The sequence below is a fragment of the Microbacterium sp. A84 genome, from assembly GCF_051842815.1.
Lineage (GTDB): Bacteria > Actinomycetota > Actinomycetes > Actinomycetales > Microbacteriaceae > Microbacterium.
Genome location: NZ_JBPXMS010000004.1, coordinates 93,669 through 113,221, shown reverse-complemented (window position 1 = coordinate 113,221; position 19,553 = coordinate 93,669). Strand labels below are relative to the sequence as shown.

At 65.4% G+C, this 19,553-nt stretch carries 18 protein-coding genes; 5 read left to right on the top strand and 13 right to left on the bottom strand.

Features of this window, described 5'->3' with window-relative positions; translation table 11 throughout:
- Positions 1-43: 43 nt before the first annotated feature.
- Genes ACSU04_RS15345 through ACSU04_RS15320 form a run of 6 tightly spaced genes read right to left on the bottom strand, consistent with a single transcriptional unit; the run spans position 44 to position 5,591 of the window.
- Entirely contained in the window at positions 44-1,195 is a 1,152-nt protein-coding gene (locus tag ACSU04_RS15345) for a mannitol-1-phosphate 5-dehydrogenase (RefSeq protein ID WP_439290355.1), read from the bottom strand.
- 14 nt (positions 1,196-1,209) lie between these two features.
- On the bottom strand, positions 1,210-1,644 hold the full coding sequence (locus ACSU04_RS15340; protein ID WP_439280547.1) for a PTS sugar transporter subunit IIA: 435 nt from the start codon (positions 1,642-1,644) through the stop codon (positions 1,210-1,212).
- Positions 1,645-1,703: 59 nt separating this feature from the next.
- Positions 1,704-3,266, bottom strand: coding sequence for a PTS mannitol transporter subunit IICB (locus tag ACSU04_RS15335; RefSeq protein ID WP_439290184.1), 1,563 nt, complete (start codon positions 3,264-3,266; stop codon positions 1,704-1,706).
- Positions 3,263-4,948 carry a phosphoenolpyruvate--protein phosphotransferase gene (gene ptsP / locus ACSU04_RS15330; protein WP_439290183.1) on the bottom strand — a complete coding sequence of 562 codons (1,686 nt, stop codon included), beginning with the start codon at positions 4,946-4,948 and terminating at the stop codon, positions 3,263-3,265. The genes ACSU04_RS15335 and ptsP overlap by 4 nt, the downstream gene beginning before the upstream one ends.
- A complete protein-coding gene (locus ACSU04_RS15325) occupies positions 4,945-5,229 on the bottom strand; it encodes an HPr family phosphocarrier protein (protein WP_439280544.1) in 285 nt (94 codons plus the stop codon). The genes ptsP and ACSU04_RS15325 overlap by 4 nt, the downstream gene beginning before the upstream one ends.
- Entirely contained in the window at positions 5,226-5,591 is a 366-nt protein-coding gene (locus tag ACSU04_RS15320) for a PTS sugar transporter subunit IIB (protein WP_439290182.1), read from the bottom strand. The genes ACSU04_RS15325 and ACSU04_RS15320 overlap by 4 nt, the downstream gene beginning before the upstream one ends.
- A 154-nt stretch (positions 5,592-5,745) precedes the next feature.
- Between ACSU04_RS15320 and ACSU04_RS15315 the strand changes: the two genes are divergently transcribed.
- Positions 5,746-7,680: a BglG family transcription antiterminator gene (locus ACSU04_RS15315; protein ID WP_439290181.1), complete on the top strand. Its 1,935-nt coding sequence runs from the start codon at positions 5,746-5,748 to the stop codon at positions 7,678-7,680.
- Between the two features lie 23 nt (positions 7,681-7,703).
- Here the strand turns inward: ACSU04_RS15315 and ACSU04_RS15310 are convergent, their stop codons facing one another.
- From ACSU04_RS15310 to ACSU04_RS15300, 3 genes are read right to left on the bottom strand one after another with little or no spacing between them, the layout of a single operon-like run.
- Positions 7,704-7,967 carry an HPr family phosphocarrier protein gene (locus ACSU04_RS15310; RefSeq protein WP_439290180.1) on the bottom strand — a complete coding sequence of 88 codons (264 nt, stop codon included), beginning with the start codon at positions 7,965-7,967 and terminating at the stop codon, positions 7,704-7,706.
- A gap of 13 nt (positions 7,968-7,980) precedes the next feature.
- Positions 7,981-9,669, bottom strand: a complete 1,689-nt coding sequence (locus ACSU04_RS15305; protein WP_439290179.1) for a phospho-sugar mutase — start codon at positions 9,667-9,669, stop codon at positions 7,981-7,983.
- A complete protein-coding gene (locus tag ACSU04_RS15300; protein ID WP_439280539.1) occupies positions 9,666-10,499 on the bottom strand; it encodes a purine-nucleoside phosphorylase in 834 nt (277 codons plus the stop codon). The genes ACSU04_RS15305 and ACSU04_RS15300 overlap by 4 nt, the downstream gene beginning before the upstream one ends.
- A 48-nt stretch (positions 10,500-10,547) precedes the next feature.
- Between ACSU04_RS15300 and ACSU04_RS15295 the strand changes: the two genes are divergently transcribed.
- Positions 10,548-11,996, top strand: a complete 1,449-nt coding sequence (locus ACSU04_RS15295; RefSeq protein ID WP_439280538.1) for an NAD(P)H-quinone dehydrogenase — start codon at positions 10,548-10,550, stop codon at positions 11,994-11,996.
- Between the two features lie 75 nt (positions 11,997-12,071).
- On the opposite strand, the gene ACSU04_RS15290 is transcribed toward ACSU04_RS15295, so the two are convergent.
- From ACSU04_RS15290 to ACSU04_RS15275, 4 genes are all read right to left on the bottom strand, one after another.
- Entirely contained in the window at positions 12,072-12,695 is a 624-nt protein-coding gene (locus tag ACSU04_RS15290) for a hypothetical protein (protein ID WP_439290178.1), read from the bottom strand.
- 41 nt (positions 12,696-12,736) lie between these two features.
- The gene (locus tag ACSU04_RS15285) at positions 12,737-14,500 is read right to left on the bottom strand and encodes an acetyl/propionyl/methylcrotonyl-CoA carboxylase subunit alpha (RefSeq protein WP_439290177.1); all 1,764 of its coding nucleotides are present in this window, start codon (positions 14,498-14,500) and stop codon (positions 12,737-12,739) included.
- Between the two features lie 78 nt (positions 14,501-14,578).
- Positions 14,579-15,217, bottom strand: a complete 639-nt coding sequence (locus ACSU04_RS15280; protein ID WP_439290176.1) for a Maf family protein — start codon at positions 15,215-15,217, stop codon at positions 14,579-14,581.
- A 36-nt stretch (positions 15,218-15,253) separates the two neighbouring features.
- Positions 15,254-16,030: an IclR family transcriptional regulator gene (locus ACSU04_RS15275; protein WP_439280534.1), complete on the bottom strand. Its 777-nt coding sequence runs from the start codon at positions 16,028-16,030 to the stop codon at positions 15,254-15,256.
- A gap of 141 nt (positions 16,031-16,171) precedes the next feature.
- Here ACSU04_RS15275 and ACSU04_RS15270 point away from each other — a divergent pair, with 141 nt between their 5' ends.
- From ACSU04_RS15270 to ACSU04_RS15260, 3 genes are read left to right on the top strand one after another with little or no spacing between them, the layout of a single operon-like run.
- The gene (locus tag ACSU04_RS15270; protein ID WP_439280533.1) at positions 16,172-17,116 is read left to right on the top strand and encodes an acetaldehyde dehydrogenase (acetylating); all 945 of its coding nucleotides are present in this window, start codon (positions 16,172-16,174) and stop codon (positions 17,114-17,116) included.
- The gene (gene dmpG, locus ACSU04_RS15265; RefSeq protein WP_439280532.1) at positions 17,113-18,150 is read left to right on the top strand and encodes a 4-hydroxy-2-oxovalerate aldolase; all 1,038 of its coding nucleotides are present in this window, start codon (positions 17,113-17,115) and stop codon (positions 18,148-18,150) included. Before ACSU04_RS15270 ends, dmpG begins: the two co-directional genes overlap by 4 nt.
- 50 nt (positions 18,151-18,200) lie before the next feature.
- On the top strand, positions 18,201-19,517 hold the full coding sequence (locus ACSU04_RS15260; RefSeq protein WP_439280531.1) for an MFS transporter: 1,317 nt from the start codon (positions 18,201-18,203) through the stop codon (positions 19,515-19,517).
- The last annotated feature ends 36 nt before the right edge of the window (positions 19,518-19,553 follow it).

Sequence of the window (19,553 nt, the reverse complement as noted above, 5' to 3'; positions counted from 1 at the left end):
GAGTTGATCGTAGCGCCGCCGCCGAGCGGGTGCCCGGTTCAGCTCAGAACGTGTGCAGTTCCTGTTGACGTTTTGCGAACACCTCGTGCACGGCGGTGAAGAGCGGATGCTCCGGCTCCAGACCCGTGACGGTCGAGGTGAGTACATCGGCGTCTTCGCTGCGCAGCATCCGTTGCATCTCGACGGACTGCTCGTCAGAGGGATCATCGAAGGCAACGGCAGCCGCGACAGCCTCCACCAGTGCGGTGGTGGACAGGCCGCGCTCTGCTGCCTGGACGGCGGGCCCGATGAACCGCTCGTGGCGCGAGAGCTTGCGCAGTGGCTGGCGTCCGACCCGCTGAACAGTGTCGACGAGGGAAGGATTGCGGAACCGTTCCAAGATTTTCGCCCGGTACTCCGCCAGTTCGGCAGGGTCCAACCCATGCACGGCGACGAGGACGGCCGAAGTCTCCTCGAGTGCGGCGCCGACCTTGTCAGCGATCGTCGGGTCCGCGAGTGCGTCAGAGATACGCTCATGCCCTGCCTGCGCACCGAAGTACGCAGTGGCCGCATGCCCGGTGTTCACCGTGAAGAGCTTCCGCTCGATATACGGGCCGAGGTCGTCGACGAAATGTGCGCCGGGAATGCTCGGCAGGTCACCGTTGAAGGGCCCCGCCTCGATCGCCCACTCGAAGTACGGCTCGACGGTGACATTGACCCCGCCGCCCTCCGGCTGTGCGGGAACGATGCGATCGACCGCGGTATTGGCGAACACCGCGCGTGCTAGCAGCGACGGGTCTTCGGCGATCTTCTCGATCTCGGCACGCAGCTGATCGGTCGCGCCGATCGCGTTCTCGCACGCCATGATCGTCAGCGGGGCGAGATCGGGGGAGCGACGCGAGAGTCCGGCGACGATCGCCGGCGCGATGAAGCGCAGCACGGTCGGCCCGACGGCGCAGGTGACGACGTCGGCCGTCGCGACTTCCGCGGCGACCTCATCCGGATCGTTCTTGCTGTTCACCGCGCGAAAGCCGGTGACAACGCGATCGACACCGCCGGGGCCCGCCTCATGCACGGTGTAGGAGTCGACGTTGTTGATCGCGTCCACCAGGGCATCGGCGACATCCGAGAAGACGAGCTCGTAGCCGCCCTCATGCAGCAGCAGACCGACGAAGCCCCGGCCGATGTTGCCCGCACCGAAATGGACGGCCTTCATTGCGCGTTCACCGCTCATGATTCATTGACGTCAGAGAGCAGCGCATACAGCTCGTCAGGTGTCTGTGCAGCGTTGAGCTTCGCGACGTCATCTTCCTCGGAGAACAGGATCGCGATCTGGGAGAGGATCTCGAGATGCTCGTCTCCGCGACCGGCGATGCCGATGACGAACGTGGCCTGATCCCCTGCCCAGTCCACGCCGCCGTCATATCGCACGACGGACAGCCCGGAATCGAGGATTGACGCCTTCGTCTCATTCGTGCCGTGCGGGATAGCGAGACCGTTGCCCATGAAGGTCGATACGGTCTCCTCGCGCTGACGCATCGCGTCGACGTAGTCAGCGGTGACAGCACCTGCCGCGACCAAGATGTCGGTGGCTTCTTGCAGCGCCTCATCCTGGGTGGCAGAGCCTGAGTGGATGCGGACCTGGCCGAGTGTCAGAACGCCCATGATGTCTCCTTCTTTCGGTGGTGGGGCGGATGCGATGGCATCCGCCCCACCAAATGGGATTACTCGCCGGATTCCTTCTGCTCTCGCACCATCTCGACGACCTCTTCATACTTCGGGGAGTTCATGAAATTGTCCACCGAAACGTGAATCGAGTTCGGAGACTTTTCCTTCGCGCGATCGGTCAGCTGCTGCTGGGTGATCACCAGGTCAGCAGTGCCATCCAGGTTTGCGATCGCCTGGTTGGTGACCGTGACACCCTCGATGCCCGCCTTCTTCAGCTTGTTGCGCAGCACGCTCGCACCCATGGCGGATGAGCCCATGCCGGCGTCGCACGCGAACACGATGTTCTGGAGCGGCGCGGTGAGAAGCGCGGTCGCTGCACCTGTCGTAGTGGTGGCCGATGCTGCCAGGTTCGACAGCGTGCTGGAGGCCTTGCCCTTGTTTGCCTCGGTCTTCGCAATCGCGGCAGCGAGCGGGTCACCGCTGGCCGCTTCAGCCGCGATGTCACGCCTGCGCGATGCAAGCAGGATTGGGGCGCAGATCGCGAACGTGACTGCTGCGGAGAAGACCACAGAGCAGATCACGCCGAGGTGGCTACCGGGTGCGGTCTGAATGAGCACCGCGAAGATCGACCCCGGCGCCGCGGGTGCGACGAGTCCGGACTGGAAGATCATGTTCGTTGCCACACCGGTTGCACCACCGGCGATCAGACCCAGGATGAGGGCCGGCTTCGCGAGTACGTACGGGAAGTACACCTCGTGGATACCACCGAGGAACTGGATGATGAATGCACCAGGTGCCGTCGCGCGTGCGACGCCGACACCGAAGACGGTGATCGCGAGCAGCATGCCCGCACCGGGGCCAGGGTTGGCCTCGATGAGGAACAGCAGGCTGCGGCCGACCTCCTGCACCTGCTCGGTACCGAGTGGGGTGAACACGCCGTGGTTGATGGCGTTGTTCAGGAACAGCACCTTCGCCGGCTCCACGATGATGCTTGCCAGGGGCAGCAGACCGGTCTCCACCAGCCAGGCGACCGCACCGCCGAGGATTTCGGTGATCCACTTCATCACCGGTGCCAGCCAGAAGAATGATGCCAGCGCCATAAAGAAGGCGACGAAGCCGGCGGAGAAGTTGTCGATCAGCATCTCGAAGCCGGGTTTGATCTTTCCTTCCCACGGCTTCTCGATCCACTTCAGCACGAGCGCGGCGAGCGGGCCGACGATCATCGCGCCGAGGAACATGACCGTTCCCGTGGCGCCGATGATGACGCCCATTGCGGCGACCGCACCGACAACACCGCCGCGGTGGCCGTTCACGACCCGTCCGCCGGTGAAGGCGATGAGCAGTGGTAGCAGGTAGTTGATCATCGGGCCGACCAGGCCGGGGTAGTCCACCCCGCCGACCTCACCGCCGCCGAGGATTGCGGAGTCAGCCCACTGCCAGGACTCGACCGGGCTGTTGCTGCCGAGCCAGCCGTCCGGGATGAATAGCGCGGTAATGAAGCCCCAGGCGATGAATGCCGCGATATTCGGCATGACCATGCCGGAGAGGAACGTGCCAAACTTCTGCACGCCTACTCGGAGGCCGCCCTTCTTCGGCGCCTCTGTTGACGTCGTCGTCATGATGTCGTCTCTTTCTGGTGGGAGGGGAGGGCCGCGGCTGCGTCAGCCACGGCGTTGCGGGCACTCGCGGCGTCGTCCGCCGCCAGTGCCAACTCGGCGAGGCTGCGTGCCTCATCGAGGGTGCGCTCAGAGAGCGCGAGTCGAACATCTGCGAGGGCAGCAGGAGCCATCGACAGGCTCGTGGCGCCCAGACCCACCAGTACAACCGCGAGCAGCGGGTCGGCCGCAGCCTCGCCGCAGATGCCGACGGGCTTGCCGGTTCGGACGCCGGCCGCGCCGACTTCGCCGACCAGGCGCAGTACAGCGGGATGCCACGGGTCCTGGAAGCTCGCGACGGAGCCAAGCATCCGGTCAGCGGCCATCGTGTACTGGGTCAGGTCGTTCGTGCCGATAGAGGCGAAGTCCGTGTGCGCGAGCACTCGGTCTGCCAGAAGTGCGCTTGCCGGCACCTCGATCATGACGCCCGCCGTCTTCAGGCCGAACTCGCGGGCAAGACTCGTGAAGTACACGGTCTCCTCGACCGTCGTCACCATCGGCGCCATGACCCACAGATCGGCGTCGGTGTGGGCATCCGCTTCGGCGAGAGCGGTGAGCTGCTCGCGCAGGATGTCTTCACTCGCGCGCAATGAGCGAAGGCCACGCATACCCAGTGCCGGGTTCTCCTCGTGCGCATCGTTGAGAAAAGCGAGGGGCTTGTCGGCGCCGGCATCGAGCATGCGCACGACGACCTTCTTGCCGGGGAAAGCCGCGAGCAGCGCTCGATAGGACTCGCGCTGCTCCGCGACCGTAGGTGCCTGGGCAGCGGAGAGAAACAGGAACTCGGTGCGGAAGAGTCCGACGCCCTCGGCGCCGCGGGCCACCGCATCGGCAGCATCGGCCGGCTTGCCGAGGTTCGCCAGCAGTGCGATCGCAGTGCCATCGGCGAGCGCACCTGGAGTGGGCGGTGCCGACTGGGCTGCGCCCAGTGCGGCTGCCCGCTGCGTGGCACGGTCGAGCTGCTCGGCGCTGGGATCGGTGGTGACTGTGTTCGCCGCCGCATCCACGATCACGGTCGTGCCGTTCTCCAGAGAGGTCGCATCCGCGGCGCCGACAATGGCGACGATGCCCTTCTCCCTCGCGAGGATCGCGGTGTGCGAGGTGGGGCCGCCATCGCTGGTGATGAGAGCCAGGACCTGGTCGAGGTTCAACAGCGCAGTGTCCGCCGGTGCGAGATCGCGCGCCACCAGGACGAATGGATGCCCAGGGTCGGGCACGCCGGGCGCCGCGACGCCGCGCAGCTCGGCGAGGATGCGCTGGGCGATGTCGTCGAGGTCGGCTGCGCGCTCGCCGAGGTATCCGCCTACTGCTTCCAGCGTGGCGCGAAAGCCTGCGAACGCGTCGTGCACGGCCCATTCCGCGGTGCCGCCACTGTCAATGCGCGCATCGACCTCGTCCTGGAGCGTCGGGTCCTCGGCGATCATCGCCTGGGCCTCGAGCACTTCCTGAGCAGATCCGCCTGCGGCATCAGCGCGCTGCTGAAGCTCAGCGGCCACTGCGGCCACCGCGTCACGGGCACGGGTGCGCTCAGCATCGGCGCCGAGCGTGCTGGGTGTGTTCTCGGGTGCGGGCAGCGCTTCGGCCATGCGGACCACAGGGCCCTGCGCGACGCCACGGCCGATGCCGACTCCTCGTAGCTCGGTCATCCCGCTGACTCCTGATCGTGGTCAGTGGTCAGCAGTTCGGTCAGCGTGTCGATGATGCCTTCGGCGCCGTCTCCATCGGCCGAAAGCGTCACGTAGTCACCGTGATCGAGGCCCAGGGCGATGATGCCCAGGATGCTGGCCGCATTGACCGGCTTACCCGAGTCCTTGGCGATCGTCACTGCGATGCCGGACTCCTTGGCCGCCTGAGCAAACAGTTTCGCCGGTCGGGCGTGCAGCCCGTGGGAGGAGCCGATCCGGACGGTTCGTGAGACAGCAGTCATGATGTTCCTTTCGCAGTGGAAGTCGCAGTGGAAGTCGCAGTGGAAGTCGCCGTCGACTTCGCAGTCGATGAAGAATCTGAGATCGCGGTCTGGGCGATCGTGAGTGTGCGGGTGCCGTCGCGGTCGCTGAACACATCGGCCGGGAGCACGGCTACCGGTCCGTGCGCTGCGGCGTGGATCGCGTCAAGATGGCCGGAGAGGTGAGGGCCGACGAGCACGAGATCCGCGAAAGCGGTGGAGATGGTCTGCTCGGTGCCGGCTGCGGTCTCCCAATCGAGGCCGGCGGCGGATGCTGCACGCCGAAGTCGCTGGGCGACGAAGGTGCTGGACGCGCCCGCGCCGCACACCACCAGAATCTTCATTGATGCCACCTCTTTCTGTCCTCTATTCTGGGAAAAGACTGAGAGGGATGCCACCACGTTCCTTTCCGCCCCTGCGGAACCTTCCGCTGTGGCCCATGGGCGGCCGCAGTACTGACATCATGGGAAGGCAACGGACCGAGCTCTGGGGAGGATCATGTCGCGCCAGCGTCAAGACCAGCTTCTGCAGGCTCTGCTTCGTCAGGACGAATGGGCGACAGCGGCGAGCCTTGCCGATGCGCTCGGTGTGACACCGCGCAGCATCCGCTCGTATGTCGCCGCGCTGAACGTGCGCACCGCCGACGGCGACGCGGTCGAATCCGGCCCAGCCGGCTACCGACCGGGCCCCGGCGCTCACGCCGCGCTGCGCACCCGCGTGACGGGGGAATCCGCCCCGCGTGACCGGCTGCATGCGCTGGTGCGGATGCTGCTCGACGCGTCTGACGGTATCGATATCTACGAAACCGCAGAGCGGATGCATGTCAGTGAGGCGACCGTGGAGTCGGACCTCGCTCGGGTGCGTGGCCTGCTGGGCGCGGAACTGCGGGGCACTGATCTGCGGATCGAACGCGACCGGGAGGTCGTTCGGCTCCAGGGCACCGAGGTCGCGCAGCGGCGCCTGCTGAGCAGGTTGGCGCATGACGAGATGGATGCCGGATCGTTTCATCCGGAGAGCATCCGCCGCGCTCTGACGGGAACGACTGTCGCCGCGCACGCAGTGGGGCCGTTCAAGACCGCCTTCGTGCGCGAGCTCGGCGAGCTCGGATATTACGTGAACGAACTTGCGATCTCTGACGTGCTGCTGCACATCGCGATCGCCGCCGACCGCGTCTCGGCCGGTCGCGCCCTCGAAACGCCGATCTCCGGCACCTGGGAGGAGATTCCCAAGCTGGGCACGGTGATCAGCAGGCTTGCGGGGGAGCACTTCGGCGTTGCGCTCGGCGACGGCGACAGCGCGCATCTGGCGACGCTGGTGCTGACCCGGGCGATCGCGCCGGGGCAGAATGCGGCATCCGAAGCAGTGCGTAGCGGTGTCGATCCTGCAATCGATGCCGCTGTCCGCGCCGAGATCGTGCAGGCGGCCGCTGACTATCAGGTCGACCTGGTCGACGAGGCTTTTATCCTGCGACTCGCGCTGCACGTGCAGAACCTGCTGCGCCGTGCGCAAGAGCAGGCATGGACCCGTAATCCGCTGACCCGTTCGCTGAAGTCGTCGTATCCGATGATCTTCGAGGTGGCGGTGTCGATCGCCAGCGGCCTGCACGACCGCCTGGGGGCGCCGATTCATGACGATGAGATCGCGTACATCGCCATGCATATCGGCGGCAGGCTCGAACGCAGCCGCAAGGCTGAGACGATCCTCACCGCGACGATCGTCTGCCCCGGCTACTACGAGCTGCATGAACTGCTGCGTTCGAGCGTCGACAGGTCGCTGGGTTCTTCGGTCGAGGTCACCAGTGTCGTGACGACCGTCGACCCGGATTGGGCGAGCATCGACACCGATCTGGTACTCACCACGATCGATCCGGGTACCAGCGGCGATCGCTACGTGCGTATCCAGCCGTTCCTCACCGACGCCGATGTCGAGCGGGTGTCGCAGACTGCGGCACGTATACGTCGCGGACGACGGCTGATGCGCCTGCGCGAAGAGCTGTCACGCTATTTCGTCGCTGACGCCTACATCTACCCGCTACCGGATGAGGGCGACGAAGCCATCATCCGCCGACTGGGCGGGTTGCTCGTGGATACCGGGCTCATCGGCGACGACTACGTCGAGAACACGATCATCAGAGAACGTATGTCGTCAACGGCATTCACGGATGCACTGGCTGTGCCGCACGCGCTGCAGATGACCGCTCAGCGCACGGCCATCGCGATCGGCGTGGCTGACGGGTCGGTCGCCTGGGGAGAGGGACGCGTGCAGGTTGTCGCGCTCGCCGCGTTCAGCGAGAGTGATCGCACCGCATTCCAGACGATCTTCGAGCAGCTGGTCGAAGTGTTCAGCGAACGCGACAGCGTGCAAAGGATCGTTCGCCGAGGCACCACGTTCGAGGCGCTGCTCGATGAGCTCGTTGCAGTTATCGACGGCTGAGGTTATCGACGGCTGATTCCACCTCAGCCGTTCGGATCCAAGACGGCAGCCATGGCGTCGAGCACCCCGTGGGCGTCGGCAGACGGTGACGTGTCGAGGACGACCTCGTCTCCCTGGTTGAGCGCCAGGTCCATGACGGCGAGGACGCTGGACAGATCGACCTTCGATCCGTCCAGCGTCGTGAGCGTCACCGGCGCGGAATGCTCGAGCGCCAGCCGTGCGAGCTCGGCTACGGGGCGAGCGTGCGCTCCGTGAGGGGCAGTGATTTTCACACGTCGGGTGGCCATATATGTCAGGCGCTCAGGAGCGCTCCTCCAACAGTGCACGCACGCCACTCTCCAGGGCAGCGACGATGGCCTTTGCCTCGTCATCCGATCCGCCCTGCACGTCGAGGTAGACCTTGAGCTTCGGCTCGGTGCCACTGGGACGCACGACGACGCGTGAGCCTCCGTCGAGGCGATAGCGCAGCACATCGCCCGACGGCGTGCCCGCCGCTGCCTGCAGCAGGTCTTCCGCCGACGTGATGGCGGTGTCTCCGATGCGTGCAGGTGGCAGTGTGCGCAGAGAAAGCATGACCTTGTCGATGATCGACAGGTCATTGACCCGCACCGAGACCTGGCCGCTGGCGAAGTGTCCGTAGGTCTCACCGAGTTCTGCGAGTAGCGTGGCCAGCGTCTCACCACGCTCGTGTGCCTCAGCCGCAAGGCCGAGCACAGCGATCGCGGCGGAGATGCCGTCCTTGTCGCGGACTGTGCCGGGATTCACGAGATAACCGAGGGCCTCCTCGAATCCGAACACCGAGCCAGGGGCGCGCGAGATCCACTTGAAGCCGGTGAGGGTCTCGTGAAAGTCGAGCCCATGGTGCGCGGCAATCGCGCCGAGCCCAGGGGAAGAGACCAACGAGCAGGCCAGAGACGCGCCCGGCTGTCCCTCAGCGGCGCGTGCCGCGCGGGCGCCGAGCAGTAGCCCGACCTCGTTGCCGCTGAGCCTGCGCCAACCACCGTTCGCAGACCTATCCGGGATCGCGACGCCCAGACGATCAGCATCCGGGTCATTGGCGATGATGAAGTCGGCCTTGGTACGGCGTGCCGCAGCGAACGCGAGATCCATGGCGCCGGGTTCTTCCGGATTCGGGAACGCGACTGTGCGGAACGTCGGATCAGGATGCAGCTGTTCACCGACGGTCTTCGGGTGCGGGTAGCCGGCAGTGCGGAGGATCCGCGAGAACGTCTCCCAACCGACACCATGCATGGCCGTGTAGACCCAGGTGAGATTCCGCGCGGATGCGGGTGCGGGCGACACAGCGGCCGTCGCGGCGACGTAGGCATCGATGACGTCTTCACCAGCGACCTCGTACCCGATCGATCGGGGGAGAGCTGAGATGGTGCCGGTATCCGCCACGCGTTGGATGTGCGCCTCGATCTCGGCGTCACCGGGTGACACGATCTGCGCGCCATTCTCGGCGCCACCGAGGTACACCTTGTAGCCGTTGTCATTCGGCGGGTTGTGGCTTGCGGTGACCATGACGCCAGCATCCGCCCCGAGATGACGCACCGCGAAGGCGAGCACGGGGGTCGGCAGCAGGCGGGGCAGCAAGATCGCCCGCAGGCCAGCGCCGGCGAAGATCTCGGCGGAGTCGAGGGCGAACCGGCGAGAGTTACGTCGACCGTCGTACCCGACGACGACGGTGGGTACGGCGCCGTTCGTACGGCGGAGCAGATACGACGCGAAACCGGCGGCTGCCTGCGTGATGAGTACGCGGTTCATTCGATTGCTGCCGGCGCCGATCGCACCGCGGAGCCCGGCGGTGCCGAAGGCGAGACGGCTGGCGAAGCGGTCATCGAGGTCGGCGACGGCCGCTGCGTCTCCGGAAGAGGCGCGGGTGATGATTCCTGCCAGCTCGTCGCGGGTCTCGGCATCCGGATCCTGGCGCAACCACGCACGTGCCTGCGCGAGACGGGTTTCGGTCTGCTCGCTGATGTCGCTCATAGCGCCTCGACCACCCGGGCCAGCAGGGCCGAGATCACTGGCTCCGCTTCCTTGCCTGCCTCGATCACCTCGGTATGACTGAGCGGCGTCTTCTGGATGCCGGCGGCGAGGTTCGTGATCAGTGAAAAGCCGAGGATTTCCATGCCGGCCTCGCGGGCGGCAATCGCTTCGAGCGCGGTGGACATACCGACGATGTGGCCACCGATGGCCTTGGCCATCTGCACTTCTGCCGGGGTCTCGTAGTGCGGCCCGCGAAACTGGGTGTAGATGCCCTCGTCCAAGGTGGAGTCGACGGAGCGTGCGATGTCGCGCAGGCGCTGCGAATAGAGGTCGGTCAGATCGACGAAGTTTGCGCCCTCGAGCGGGGAATCTGCGGTGAGGTTGATGTGGTCGCTGATGAGTACTGGTTGCCCAGGCGTCCAGGATTCGCGGATGCCTCCGGCGCCGTTGGTGAGCACCATGATCTTTGCGCCTGTGGCGGCGGCGGTGCGGACACTATGGACGACGCGGCGGACGCCATGGCCTTCGTAGTAGTGCGTGCGCGCGCCGATCACCAGGACGTTCTTGCCGTTGGGCGTGCGGATACTGCGCAGCGTGCCGACGTGCCCCTCCAGTGCGGGCTTCGAGAAGCCGGTCACCTCGGCCGCGGGGATCGTGGCGACGGTCTCGCCGATGAGCTCTGCAGCTTTGCCCCAGCCGCTGCCGAGAGTGAGGGCGATGTCATGCTTCTCGATGCCGCTCAGCCGTGCGATGTCTGCCGCGGCGAGGGCTGCGACCTCGAACGGATCAGCGTTCGGGGCGTCGAGAGGATTGTCGTGAGAGTCGGTCATGGCTCCACTCTAAGGAAGGTGACGGCAAGTCAGGAAGATTACGGGAGAATGGAGTACATGTCTTCCACTCCTTTCGAGCGCACTCAGCGCGTCGCCGTCCTTGGTGGCGGTCCCGGCGGTTATGAAGCGGCGCTCGCCGCGGCCCAGCTCGGTGCGGAGGTAACGCTCGTCGAACGAGTGGGAGTGGGCGGATCGGCTGTGCTCACCGACGTCGTGCCGTCGAAGAGCCTCATCGCCACGGCCGATGCTGCTGTCGCGATTTCTGAGGCGAGTGATCTGGGCGTGCAGTTCTACGCGAAGGGCGGTAATGGCAAGCCGTTGAAGCCGGAGATCGCGATCAACCTCGCCGCGGTCAACAAGCGTCTGCTGGCACTTGCCGGGCAGCAGTCCGAAGACATGCGCTCGACTCTGCTGGAATCGGGCGTGCGTATCCTCTCCGGGCACGGCCGGCTGGAGGGACCGAATGCGATCACCGTGTCGACGGGTCCTGGCGGCACCGATTTCGACCGCATCGAGGCAGACACGATCGTCGTCTCTGTCGGTGCATCCCCGCGCGAGCTGGACAGCGCCAAGCCCGACGGCGAGCGCATCCTCACCTGGACGCAGCTCTACGACATGAAGGCGCTTCCCGAGCACCTGATCGTCGTCGGCTCTGGTGTCACGGGGGCCGAGTTCGCTTCGGCGTACATGAACCTCGGTGCGAAGGTGACGCTCATTTCCAGCCGGGATCAGGTGCTTCCCGGTGAAGACAAGGATGCCGCGCACGTGCTCGAGAAGGTCTTCAAGCGCGGTGGCATGAACGTGCTGTCGAAGTGTCGTGCCGATACGGTCGAGCGCACCGTTGACGGTGTGAAGGTCACGCTCTCCGACGGCCGCACGGTCGAGGGCAGCCACTGCCTGATGGCGGTCGGCTCGATTCCGAACACTGCGGACATCGGACTGGAAGCTGCCGGTATCGAACTTGCCGAGTCCGGCCATGTGCGGGTGAACAGGGTTGCGCGTACATCGGTGCCGAACATCTACGCGGTCGGTGACTGCACGAACTTCTTCCCGCTGGCATCCGTCGCCTCGATGCAGGGCCGCACCGCCGTGTTTCACGCGCTCGGTGACATCGTCATCCCGCTGGAGAAGATCAAGATCACCTCGAACATCTTCACCGCTCCCGAGATCGCGACGGTCGGCTGGGGCGAGAAGGATGTTGAGGACGGCGTCGCCGACGGCCTCGTCTACAAGCTGCCGCTCGCCGCGAACCCGCGCGCGAAGATGATGGGCATCAAGGACGGTTTCGTGAAGATCATCGCCCGCAAGGGCTCTGGCACGGTGATCGGCGGCGTGATCGTGGCGCCGAAGGCGTCCGAACTGATCTACCCGATCGCCGTTGCGGTCGAGCGCCGGATGACGGTGGATCAGCTGTCACGTGTGTTCGCCGCGTACCCGTCGTTGTCCAGCAGCATCACAGATGCATCCCGCGCGATGCACCTGGTGAACATCTCCTGACCATCCCGCGAGACTTCGCGTACGTCACCGCGCAAGCGCCTTTAGGTGACATACGCGAAGTCTCGCGAACGGGGGTCAGCGCGAGGTGTAGACGTCGACGCTTCGGGGAGTTTTCCGCGCGTCGAGGACGAGCGCGAGGATGCCGAGACCCAGCGTTCCTGCGAGGGACGTGAGCGCTCCGAGCATGAAGAACATGTCGGCGAAGGCCTGGATGCTCTCCGACCGCACGGTGACGAAGATGATCTGCGAGATCGCCCACGTCACGGCGTACGCGCCCAGCACCCATAGTGGCGCCAGGCGCCATGGTGAGGGGACGGCGTCCGCACGGGCGATCTGCACAGCCGCAAGCAGCCCGGCAGCGGCAGGAATCAACAGGCTGAGATAGCCGTAGACCGTCCACGCCGATCCACCACTGGGCTCCGCCAACGCGAGTAGCCGTGTGAGAATGAAGCCTGCCAGCGGCCAGAGTCCGACGATGGCCATGGCGGTCACCCCGAGCGGCCTACGCTCCACAATGCTGGCTTCGCGGGAGAATCCGATCGCGAACAGCAGCACCGACGCCGCGTAGATCACGTCACCGATCACTGTGATGACTGCGGATCCGGTGAGGCCGAGAACGCTGGGCTGCAGCATACCGATCACGCCGCAGACGATGAGGCCGGAGCCTGCCACCATCCAGGTCTTCCGCAAGCTCAACATCAAGTCAGACTACAAGCCCCGCGGCCACGGGCGGAAGTCGGTCAGGAGATCGTCAGCAGCTGGTGGCCCGAGGAAACCGTGGCACCGGCAGCGGCGTTGATGTTGCCGATCACGCCGTCCTTGTGCGCCTGCAGCGGCTGCTCCATCTTCATCGCCTCGAGAACGACGACCAGATCGCCCTTGACGACCTCTTGGCCCTCTTCGACAGCGATCTTGATGACAGTGGCCTGCATCGGCGACTTCACAGCATCACCCGATGCGCCAGTGGAGACCGACGTGGAGTGGCTGCGACGCGACGGCGGGACAGCTGCGGGTCGACCGGAGGTACCGGCAGCGACCGTGACGCGGTCGGGCAGGCTCACCTCGAGACGCTTACCAGCGACCTCGACGACGACGGTGTGGCGGCTTGCAGCGGCAACAGGCTCGTCCATCTCGCCGTCCCAGGCGGGGATGTCGTTGTCGAATTCCGTCTCGATCCAGCGCGTGAAGATGCCGAACTTGCCGTTTTCCGCCGTGAAAGCGGGGTCGCGGACGACCTTGCGATGGAACGGGAGGACTGTGGGCAGACCTGCGACCTCGAACTCGTCCAGGGCGCGTCGAGCGCGTTCGAGCGCCTCCTCGCGGGTGCGTCCGGTCACGATGATCTTCGCCAGCAGCGAGTCGAATGCGCCGGAGACGGCGTCGCCAGCGGTCACACCCGAGTCGAGGCGGATGCCGGGGCCACCGAACGTCTTGAACACGTGAATGGGGCCGGGCTGGGGAAGGAACCCGCGACCCGGGTCTTCACCGTTGATGCGGAACTCGAAGGAGTGTCCCTGCGGCGTCGGGTCGTCGTAGTCGATGGTGCCGCCGGCCGCGATGCGGAACTGTTCGCGCACCAGGTCGATGCCGGTGACCTCTTCGGAGACCGGATGCTCGACCTGCAGACGTGTGTTCACCTCGAGGAAAGACACGGTGCCGTCGGCGCCGATCAGGAACTCGCAGGTGCCCGCTCCGACGTAGCCGACCTCGCGGAGGATGGCCTTCGAGGATTCGTACAGCTGGCGGTTCTGCTCTTCGGTCAGGAAGGGGGCAGGTGCCTCTTCGACGAGCTTCTGGTGCCGGCGCTGCAGCGAGCAGTCGCGCGTGGAGATGACGACGACATTGCCTGCGGCATCCGCCAAGCACTGCGTCTCGACGTGACGGGGCTTGTCGAGGTACTTCTCCACGAAGCACTCGCCGCGTCCGAAGGCAGCGACGGCTTCACGGGTGGCGGATTCGAAGGCCTCGGCGACCTCGTCCAGCTCGCGGGCGACCTTGAGGCCGCGTCCGCCGCCACCGTACGCCGCCTTGATGGCGATCGGTAGGCCGAACTCCTTCGCGAAGGCGATGACCTCGTCAGCGGTTTCTACCGGACCGGGGGTTCCGGGGGCAAGCGGAGCGCCGACCCTCTCTGCGACGTGTCGCGCGGTGACCTTGTCGCCGAGAGATTCGATGGCTTCGGGGGAGGGTCCGATCCAGATCATGCCTGCGCCGATCACGGCGCGAGCGAACTCGGCGTTCTCGGCGAGGAAGCCGTAGCCGGGGTGCACTGCGTCAGCACCTGCGCGGCGAGCGATCGAGAGGATCTTGTCGATCTGCAGGTAGGTGGCGGCGCTTGTCTCTCCGTCCAGGGCATAGGCCTCGTCTGCAAGCCGCGAGTGCAATGCATCACGATCCTGGTCTGCGTAGACGGCGACCGAGGATATCCCGGAATCGCGAGCGGCGCGGATGATGCGTACGGCGATCTCACCGCGGTTAGCGATGAGCACCTTCTCGATTGGCATGAGTGCCAGCCTAGCGAGATTGAGGCCGATCCCTTTGACAACTCTCCACAAGAAATTCGTGAAAACGTGGCGGGATGTCTACGACCACAGGTCCGTCCACGAGACGCCGAGCTCGATCGTGAGCTGGCGGATGGTCGACAGCGACATGCCGACCACGGTGGATGGGTCGCCATCGACCCGGGTGATGAATGCGCCGCCGAGGCTGTCGACGGTGAAGGCGCCCGCAACGTGAAGCGGCTCGCCGGTGGCGACATATGCGGCGATCTCCTGATCGGTCACGTCCGCGAATGTGACGGATGATTCGGCGACGGCGGTCGCTTCTACGGGAGCAACACCGGGTTTCAGCCGGAGCACCGAGTGACCGGAGTGCAGGATGCCGGTCTTGCCGCGCATCTCCTGCCAGCGCCGTGTGGCTTCCGCCGCCGTGTACGGCTTGCCGTAGACGCGCCCCCCGAGGGCGAACATCGAGTCGCCGCCGATCACCAGGCCGTCGAAGGTCGGGTCTTCCTCAGCGAGCCGGTGCGCGACATCCGCGGCTTTGGCTCTCGCCAGCAGCAGCACGAGCTCTGCCGGCGGCAAATCCGCGCCGCGTTCGGCCGCTGCGCGCGCGGCCACGGCATCCTCGTCGGTTTCCGGCGCACGCGTGATCGGCTCGATGCCGACCTGGCGAAGCAACATGAGGCGAGCGGGGGAGGTGGAGGCCAGGCAAACACGCATGACTTCAGCGTAGAGCCGGTCGTCGTGTGGTGTCGGTCACTGAGCCGGCTGGCGGTGGCCGAGCTGTTCGGAGAGAATCTCCGCTCCGGAGCGGACGAGCGAGATCCAATGCCCATCGCCGTGCTGGTCCCAACGGGCCAGTGGCACCGAGATGCTGATCGCTGCGGCTACTGCGCCGGTCGCGTCGTAGACGGGTGCTGCGGCGCAGCGCAGGTTGGGGGTAGATTCCTCGGACTCGAACGCGATCCCTTCGCGCCCACGTACCTCGGCGAGGTCGGCTTCGAGCGCGTCGAGGGTGCGGATGCTGTGGGCGGTGAGTACGGGCAGATCGTTTGGATTGGGGTACAGGGCGCGCAGCGCTTTAATCGGCAGAGGAGCCAACAGCGCCTTGCCGAGACCGGTCAGATGTGCGGGCAGGCGCTGTCCGATGCTCGACGGCATACGCAGGGTGTCATGGCCTTCCACCTTGGCGAGGTAGAACACCTGCGAGCCCTCACGCACGGCGACGCTCACGGTCTCGCCGCTGCGATCGACAAGTTCACGGGCGACGGAATTCGCGGCGGTAAGCAGATCGAAGCGCGAGGAGTACGCGTTGCCGAGGTGCAGCACGCGCACGCCCAGACGATGAAGGCCGGTGCGTTCGTCGCGTTGCAGGTACTCCCGAGCGACGAGGGTGGCGAGTAGCTCATGCACCGTGGTTCGGGGGAATTCCGTGCGCTGCAGGATGTCCGCGACGGTGAGCTCGGGGCCGCCCTCGACGAACAGCTCGAGGATGTCGAGCGTGCGCATCACTGCGGGGGTGAGTCTGGCCATGGCTCCATCCTTACCGGGTTTCCGTGATCCGGGCAAAACCGTCGCCTTGACATCACGCGCCCAGGCGTGTTCAATATATCGAATCAAGGTCGAAATATCGAACAGGGTTCGACTAAACGCACACAGAGAGGTGGAGTCGCAGTGCCACGCACGGTAAAAGCCGCCATCATCGGTTCAGGAAATATCGGCACGGATCTGTTGATCAAGATCATTCGCGGGTCGAGCGTCCTCGAAGCTTCGGCCATGGTCGGGATCGATCCGGCCTCCGACGGCCTCGCTCGCGCCGGTCGCCTCGGCGCCATTCCCATCGACAGCGGCGTGGACGGTCTCATCGCCCACGACATCTTCGCTGACATCGAGATCGTCTTCGACGCCACTTCGGCCTCCGCGCATGTGGTGAATGCGGCGAAGCTCACCGCGGCCAAGCCCGGCATCCGCCTCATCGATCTGACACCGGCTGCGATCGGGCCGTACTGCGTCCCGGTCGTGAATCTTGAGGAGCACCTTGATGCTCCCAACGTGAACATGGTCACCTGCGGCGGTCAGGCCACCATCCCGATCGTCTCGGCTGTCTCAGCGGTCACCAAGGTGCACTACGCCGAGATCGTGGCATCCATCTCCTCGAAGTCCGCCGGACCGGGCACACGGGCGAACATCGACGAGTTCACCGAGACGACCTCCGCGGCGATCCGCGAGGTCGGCGGTGCCGAGTACGGCAAGGCGATCATCATCCTGAACCCCGCTGAGCCCCCCGTGCTCATGCGCGACACCGTCTTCGTGCTGTCGGATATCGCGGATGAGGCCGAGATCACCGCATCCATCGCGTCGATGGTCGACAAGGTCAACCAGTACGTCCCCGGGTACCGCCTCAAACAGGAGGTGCAGTTCGACCGCATCGAGGTGCCGGTCAACGTGCCGGGGTACGGCGAGTTCACGGGCCTCAAGACTTCGGTGTTCCTTGAGGTCGAGGGTGCGGCGCACTACCTGCCCGCATATGCAGGAAATCTCGACATCATGACCTCGGCGGCGCTGCGCACCGCCGAGACGATCGCGACCCGCTCTCTGCAGGTCCAGGAAGTGGCATGACCATGTTCGACCCCACGAAGGACAAGCTGTTCATCTCCGACGTCACCCTGCGTGACGGCAGCCATGCGGTCGGCCACCAGTACACGGTGGAAAACGTTCGAGATGTCGTAACCGCGCTCGATAGCGCCGGTGTTGATTCCGTAGAGGTTGCCCACGGCGATGGGCTGAACGGATCCAGCGTCAACTACGGTTTCGCGCGTCACTCGGACACCGAACTCATCGAGGCTGCCGCCGAGGTCGCGAACGACATCGCCATCGCGACGCTGCTGCTCCCCGGCGTCGGCACGATCGACGACCTCAAGCGCGCGGCATCGGCCGGTGTCAGCTACGTCCGCGTCGCGACACACTGCACTGAGGCCGACGTCTCGGCACAGCACATCGCCAAGGCGCGCGAGATGGGGCTCAACACCACCGGCTTCCTGATGATGAGCGCTATGGCGACCCCGGCGAAGCTCGCCGAGCAGGCCAAGCTCATGGAGGGCTACGGCGCTCAGTGCATCTACGTCGTCGACTCGTCCGGTGCACAGAACATGGATGACATCACCGACCGGGTCACGGCGCTGCGCGACGTGCTCGATGCCTCCACAGAGATCGGCGTTCATGCACACCACAACCTGTCGCTCGGCGTCGCGAACTCGATCGCCGCAGTGCGTGCAGGGGCGAACCGTGTCGATGCGAGCCTGACCGGGATGGGAGCGGGCGCGGGCAACGCGCCGCTCGAGGTGTTCATCGCGGCCGCGGACAAGATCGGCTGGAATCACGGCACCGACCTGTTCGCTCTGATGGATGCCGCGGATGACATCGTGCGTCCTCTGCAGGTGCGCCCCGTCCAAGTCGATCGCGAGACGCTCACACTCGGCTACGCCGGCGTCTACTCGTCCTTCCTGCTGCACGCCGAGCGTGCGGGCGCGAAGTACGGCGTCCCCGCACACGAGATCCTCCTCGAGGTTGGCCGTCGCCGACTGGTGGGCGGTCAGGAAGACCTGATCGTCGACGTCGCCCTCGACATCCTCGCCGGCCGCAAGGCCGCCTGACGTTCATCGCAGCCGATGACGTGTTCAATGATGAAAGGCATCCAAGAGAAATGACTGAAGTGCAGGAAAAGATCCCCGAGAAGGCAGACCAGATCTCATCGTCTGAGCGTCGTCGCGCCCTTGCGGGCTCAGCGGTGGGATCCGCGATCGAGTGGTACGACTTCTTCCTCTACGGAACCATGTCGGCGCTCGTGTTCGGACCGTTGTTCTTCACGTCCGACGATGTTGGTCTGAGTAACATGCTGGCGCTCGCCGCATTCGCGCTGTCGTTCCTGGTGCGCCCGATCGGGGGCATCCTGTTCAGCCACATGGGCGATCGGATCGGGCGCAAGAAGACGCTGGTCGTGACGCTCACGATCATGGGCATCTCGACGCTGCTGATGGGCCTGCTGCCCACCTACGCAATGATCGGCGTCTGGGCTCCGATCCTGTTGACCACGCTGCGACTGCTACAGGGCCTGGCGCTCGGCGGCGAATGGGGCGGCGGATTGCTGCTCGCCGTCGAATACTCGCCGCGCAAACGTCGCGGCATGTGGGGCGCGGTCCCGCAGACCGGTGCTCTTCTCGGCCTTGCTCTTGGAAACCTCGCGGCCACCGGCGCCATGGCCATCTTCCCTGAAGAGGCGTTCCTCTCGATCGGATGGCGCATCCCGTTCATCCTTTCCGTCGTGCTGGTCGCCGTGGGGCTCTGGATCCGCCATTCAGTCGGTGAGACGCCGTCGTTCCGCAAGGTGGTCTCTGAGCGCAAGACAGCCAAGCTCCCGATCGCTCTGATCCTGCGCCGTAACTGGCGTGAGGTGATCATCGTGATCCTCGCGAAGTTCATCGAGACGGCGACCTTCTTCCTGTTCGCGACGTTCTCGGTCTCTTACGCCGTGACTCTCGGATTCACGCAGACCGAGGCGCTCAATGCCGTGCTCGTCGCCGCGGTGGTCGCCATTCCGGTGATGCTGTTCTGGGGACGGGTGTCTGACAGGATCGGACGAAAGAAGGTGTTCATCGGCGGAGCGATTGCGGTGGCGCTGTACACCGTGCCATTCCTGTGGATGATGAACCAGCAGAACTTCTGGTTGCTGCTCCTCGCGCTTGTCATCGGCTTCGGCGTCATCTGGGCCAGCTACGGCGCCGTGCTCGGCACGTTCTTCGCCGAGTCGTTCCCGCCGGACGTCCGCTACACCGGGGCTTCGCTGGGGTACCAGGTCGGCGCGGCCATCGCTGGAGGCCCTGTGCCGCTCATCGCCACCGCGATCGTGGCAGGTGCCAACAACTACGGTGGCATCGGCATTCTGATCGGCATCTGCGCCATCATCTCGGTCGTCGCCGTACTGTTCGCGCGCGACCGGACGGGTCAGCCGTTGGACGATTGAGCAGATAAACCTCAAATCGGCCCCCACGCGTACGCG

Coding starts and splice junctions, on each gene's coding strand:
- ACSU04_RS15345 (WP_439290355.1), bottom strand. CDS start 1,195: ATGAAGGCCGTCCATTTCGGTGCGGGCAACATCGGCCGGGGCTTCGTC.
- ACSU04_RS15340 (WP_439280547.1), bottom strand. CDS start 1,644: ATGGGCGTTCTGACACTCGGCCAGGTCCGCATCCACTCAGGCTCTGCC.
- ACSU04_RS15335 (WP_439290184.1), bottom strand. CDS start 3,266: ATGACGACGACGTCAACAGAGGCGCCGAAGAAGGGCGGCCTCCGAGTA.
- ptsP (WP_439290183.1), bottom strand. CDS start 4,948: ATGACCGAGCTACGAGGAGTCGGCATCGGCCGTGGCGTCGCGCAGGGC.
- ACSU04_RS15325 (WP_439280544.1), bottom strand. CDS start 5,229: ATGACTGCTGTCTCACGAACCGTCCGGATCGGCTCCTCCCACGGGCTG.
- ACSU04_RS15320 (WP_439290182.1), bottom strand. CDS start 5,591: ATGAAGATTCTGGTGGTGTGCGGCGCGGGCGCGTCCAGCACCTTCGTC.
- ACSU04_RS15315 (WP_439290181.1), top strand. CDS start 5,746: ATGTCGCGCCAGCGTCAAGACCAGCTTCTGCAGGCTCTGCTTCGTCAG.
- ACSU04_RS15310 (WP_439290180.1), bottom strand. CDS start 7,967: ATGGCCACCCGACGTGTGAAAATCACTGCCCCTCACGGAGCGCACGCT.
- ACSU04_RS15305 (WP_439290179.1), bottom strand. CDS start 9,669: ATGAGCGACATCAGCGAGCAGACCGAAACCCGTCTCGCGCAGGCACGT.
- ACSU04_RS15300 (WP_439280539.1), bottom strand. CDS start 10,499: ATGACCGACTCTCACGACAATCCTCTCGACGCCCCGAACGCTGATCCG.
- ACSU04_RS15295 (WP_439280538.1), top strand. CDS start 10,548: ATGGAGTACATGTCTTCCACTCCTTTCGAGCGCACTCAGCGCGTCGCC.
- ACSU04_RS15290 (WP_439290178.1), bottom strand. CDS start 12,695: ATGTTGAGCTTGCGGAAGACCTGGATGGTGGCAGGCTCCGGCCTCATC.
- ACSU04_RS15285 (WP_439290177.1), bottom strand. CDS start 14,500: ATGCCAATCGAGAAGGTGCTCATCGCTAACCGCGGTGAGATCGCCGTA.
- ACSU04_RS15280 (WP_439290176.1), bottom strand. CDS start 15,217: ATGCGTGTTTGCCTGGCCTCCACCTCCCCCGCTCGCCTCATGTTGCTT.
- ACSU04_RS15275 (WP_439280534.1), bottom strand. CDS start 16,030: ATGGCCAGACTCACCCCCGCAGTGATGCGCACGCTCGACATCCTCGAG.
- dmpG (WP_439280532.1), top strand. CDS start 17,113: ATGACCATGTTCGACCCCACGAAGGACAAGCTGTTCATCTCCGACGTC.
- ACSU04_RS15260 (WP_439280531.1), top strand. CDS start 18,201: ATGACTGAAGTGCAGGAAAAGATCCCCGAGAAGGCAGACCAGATCTCA.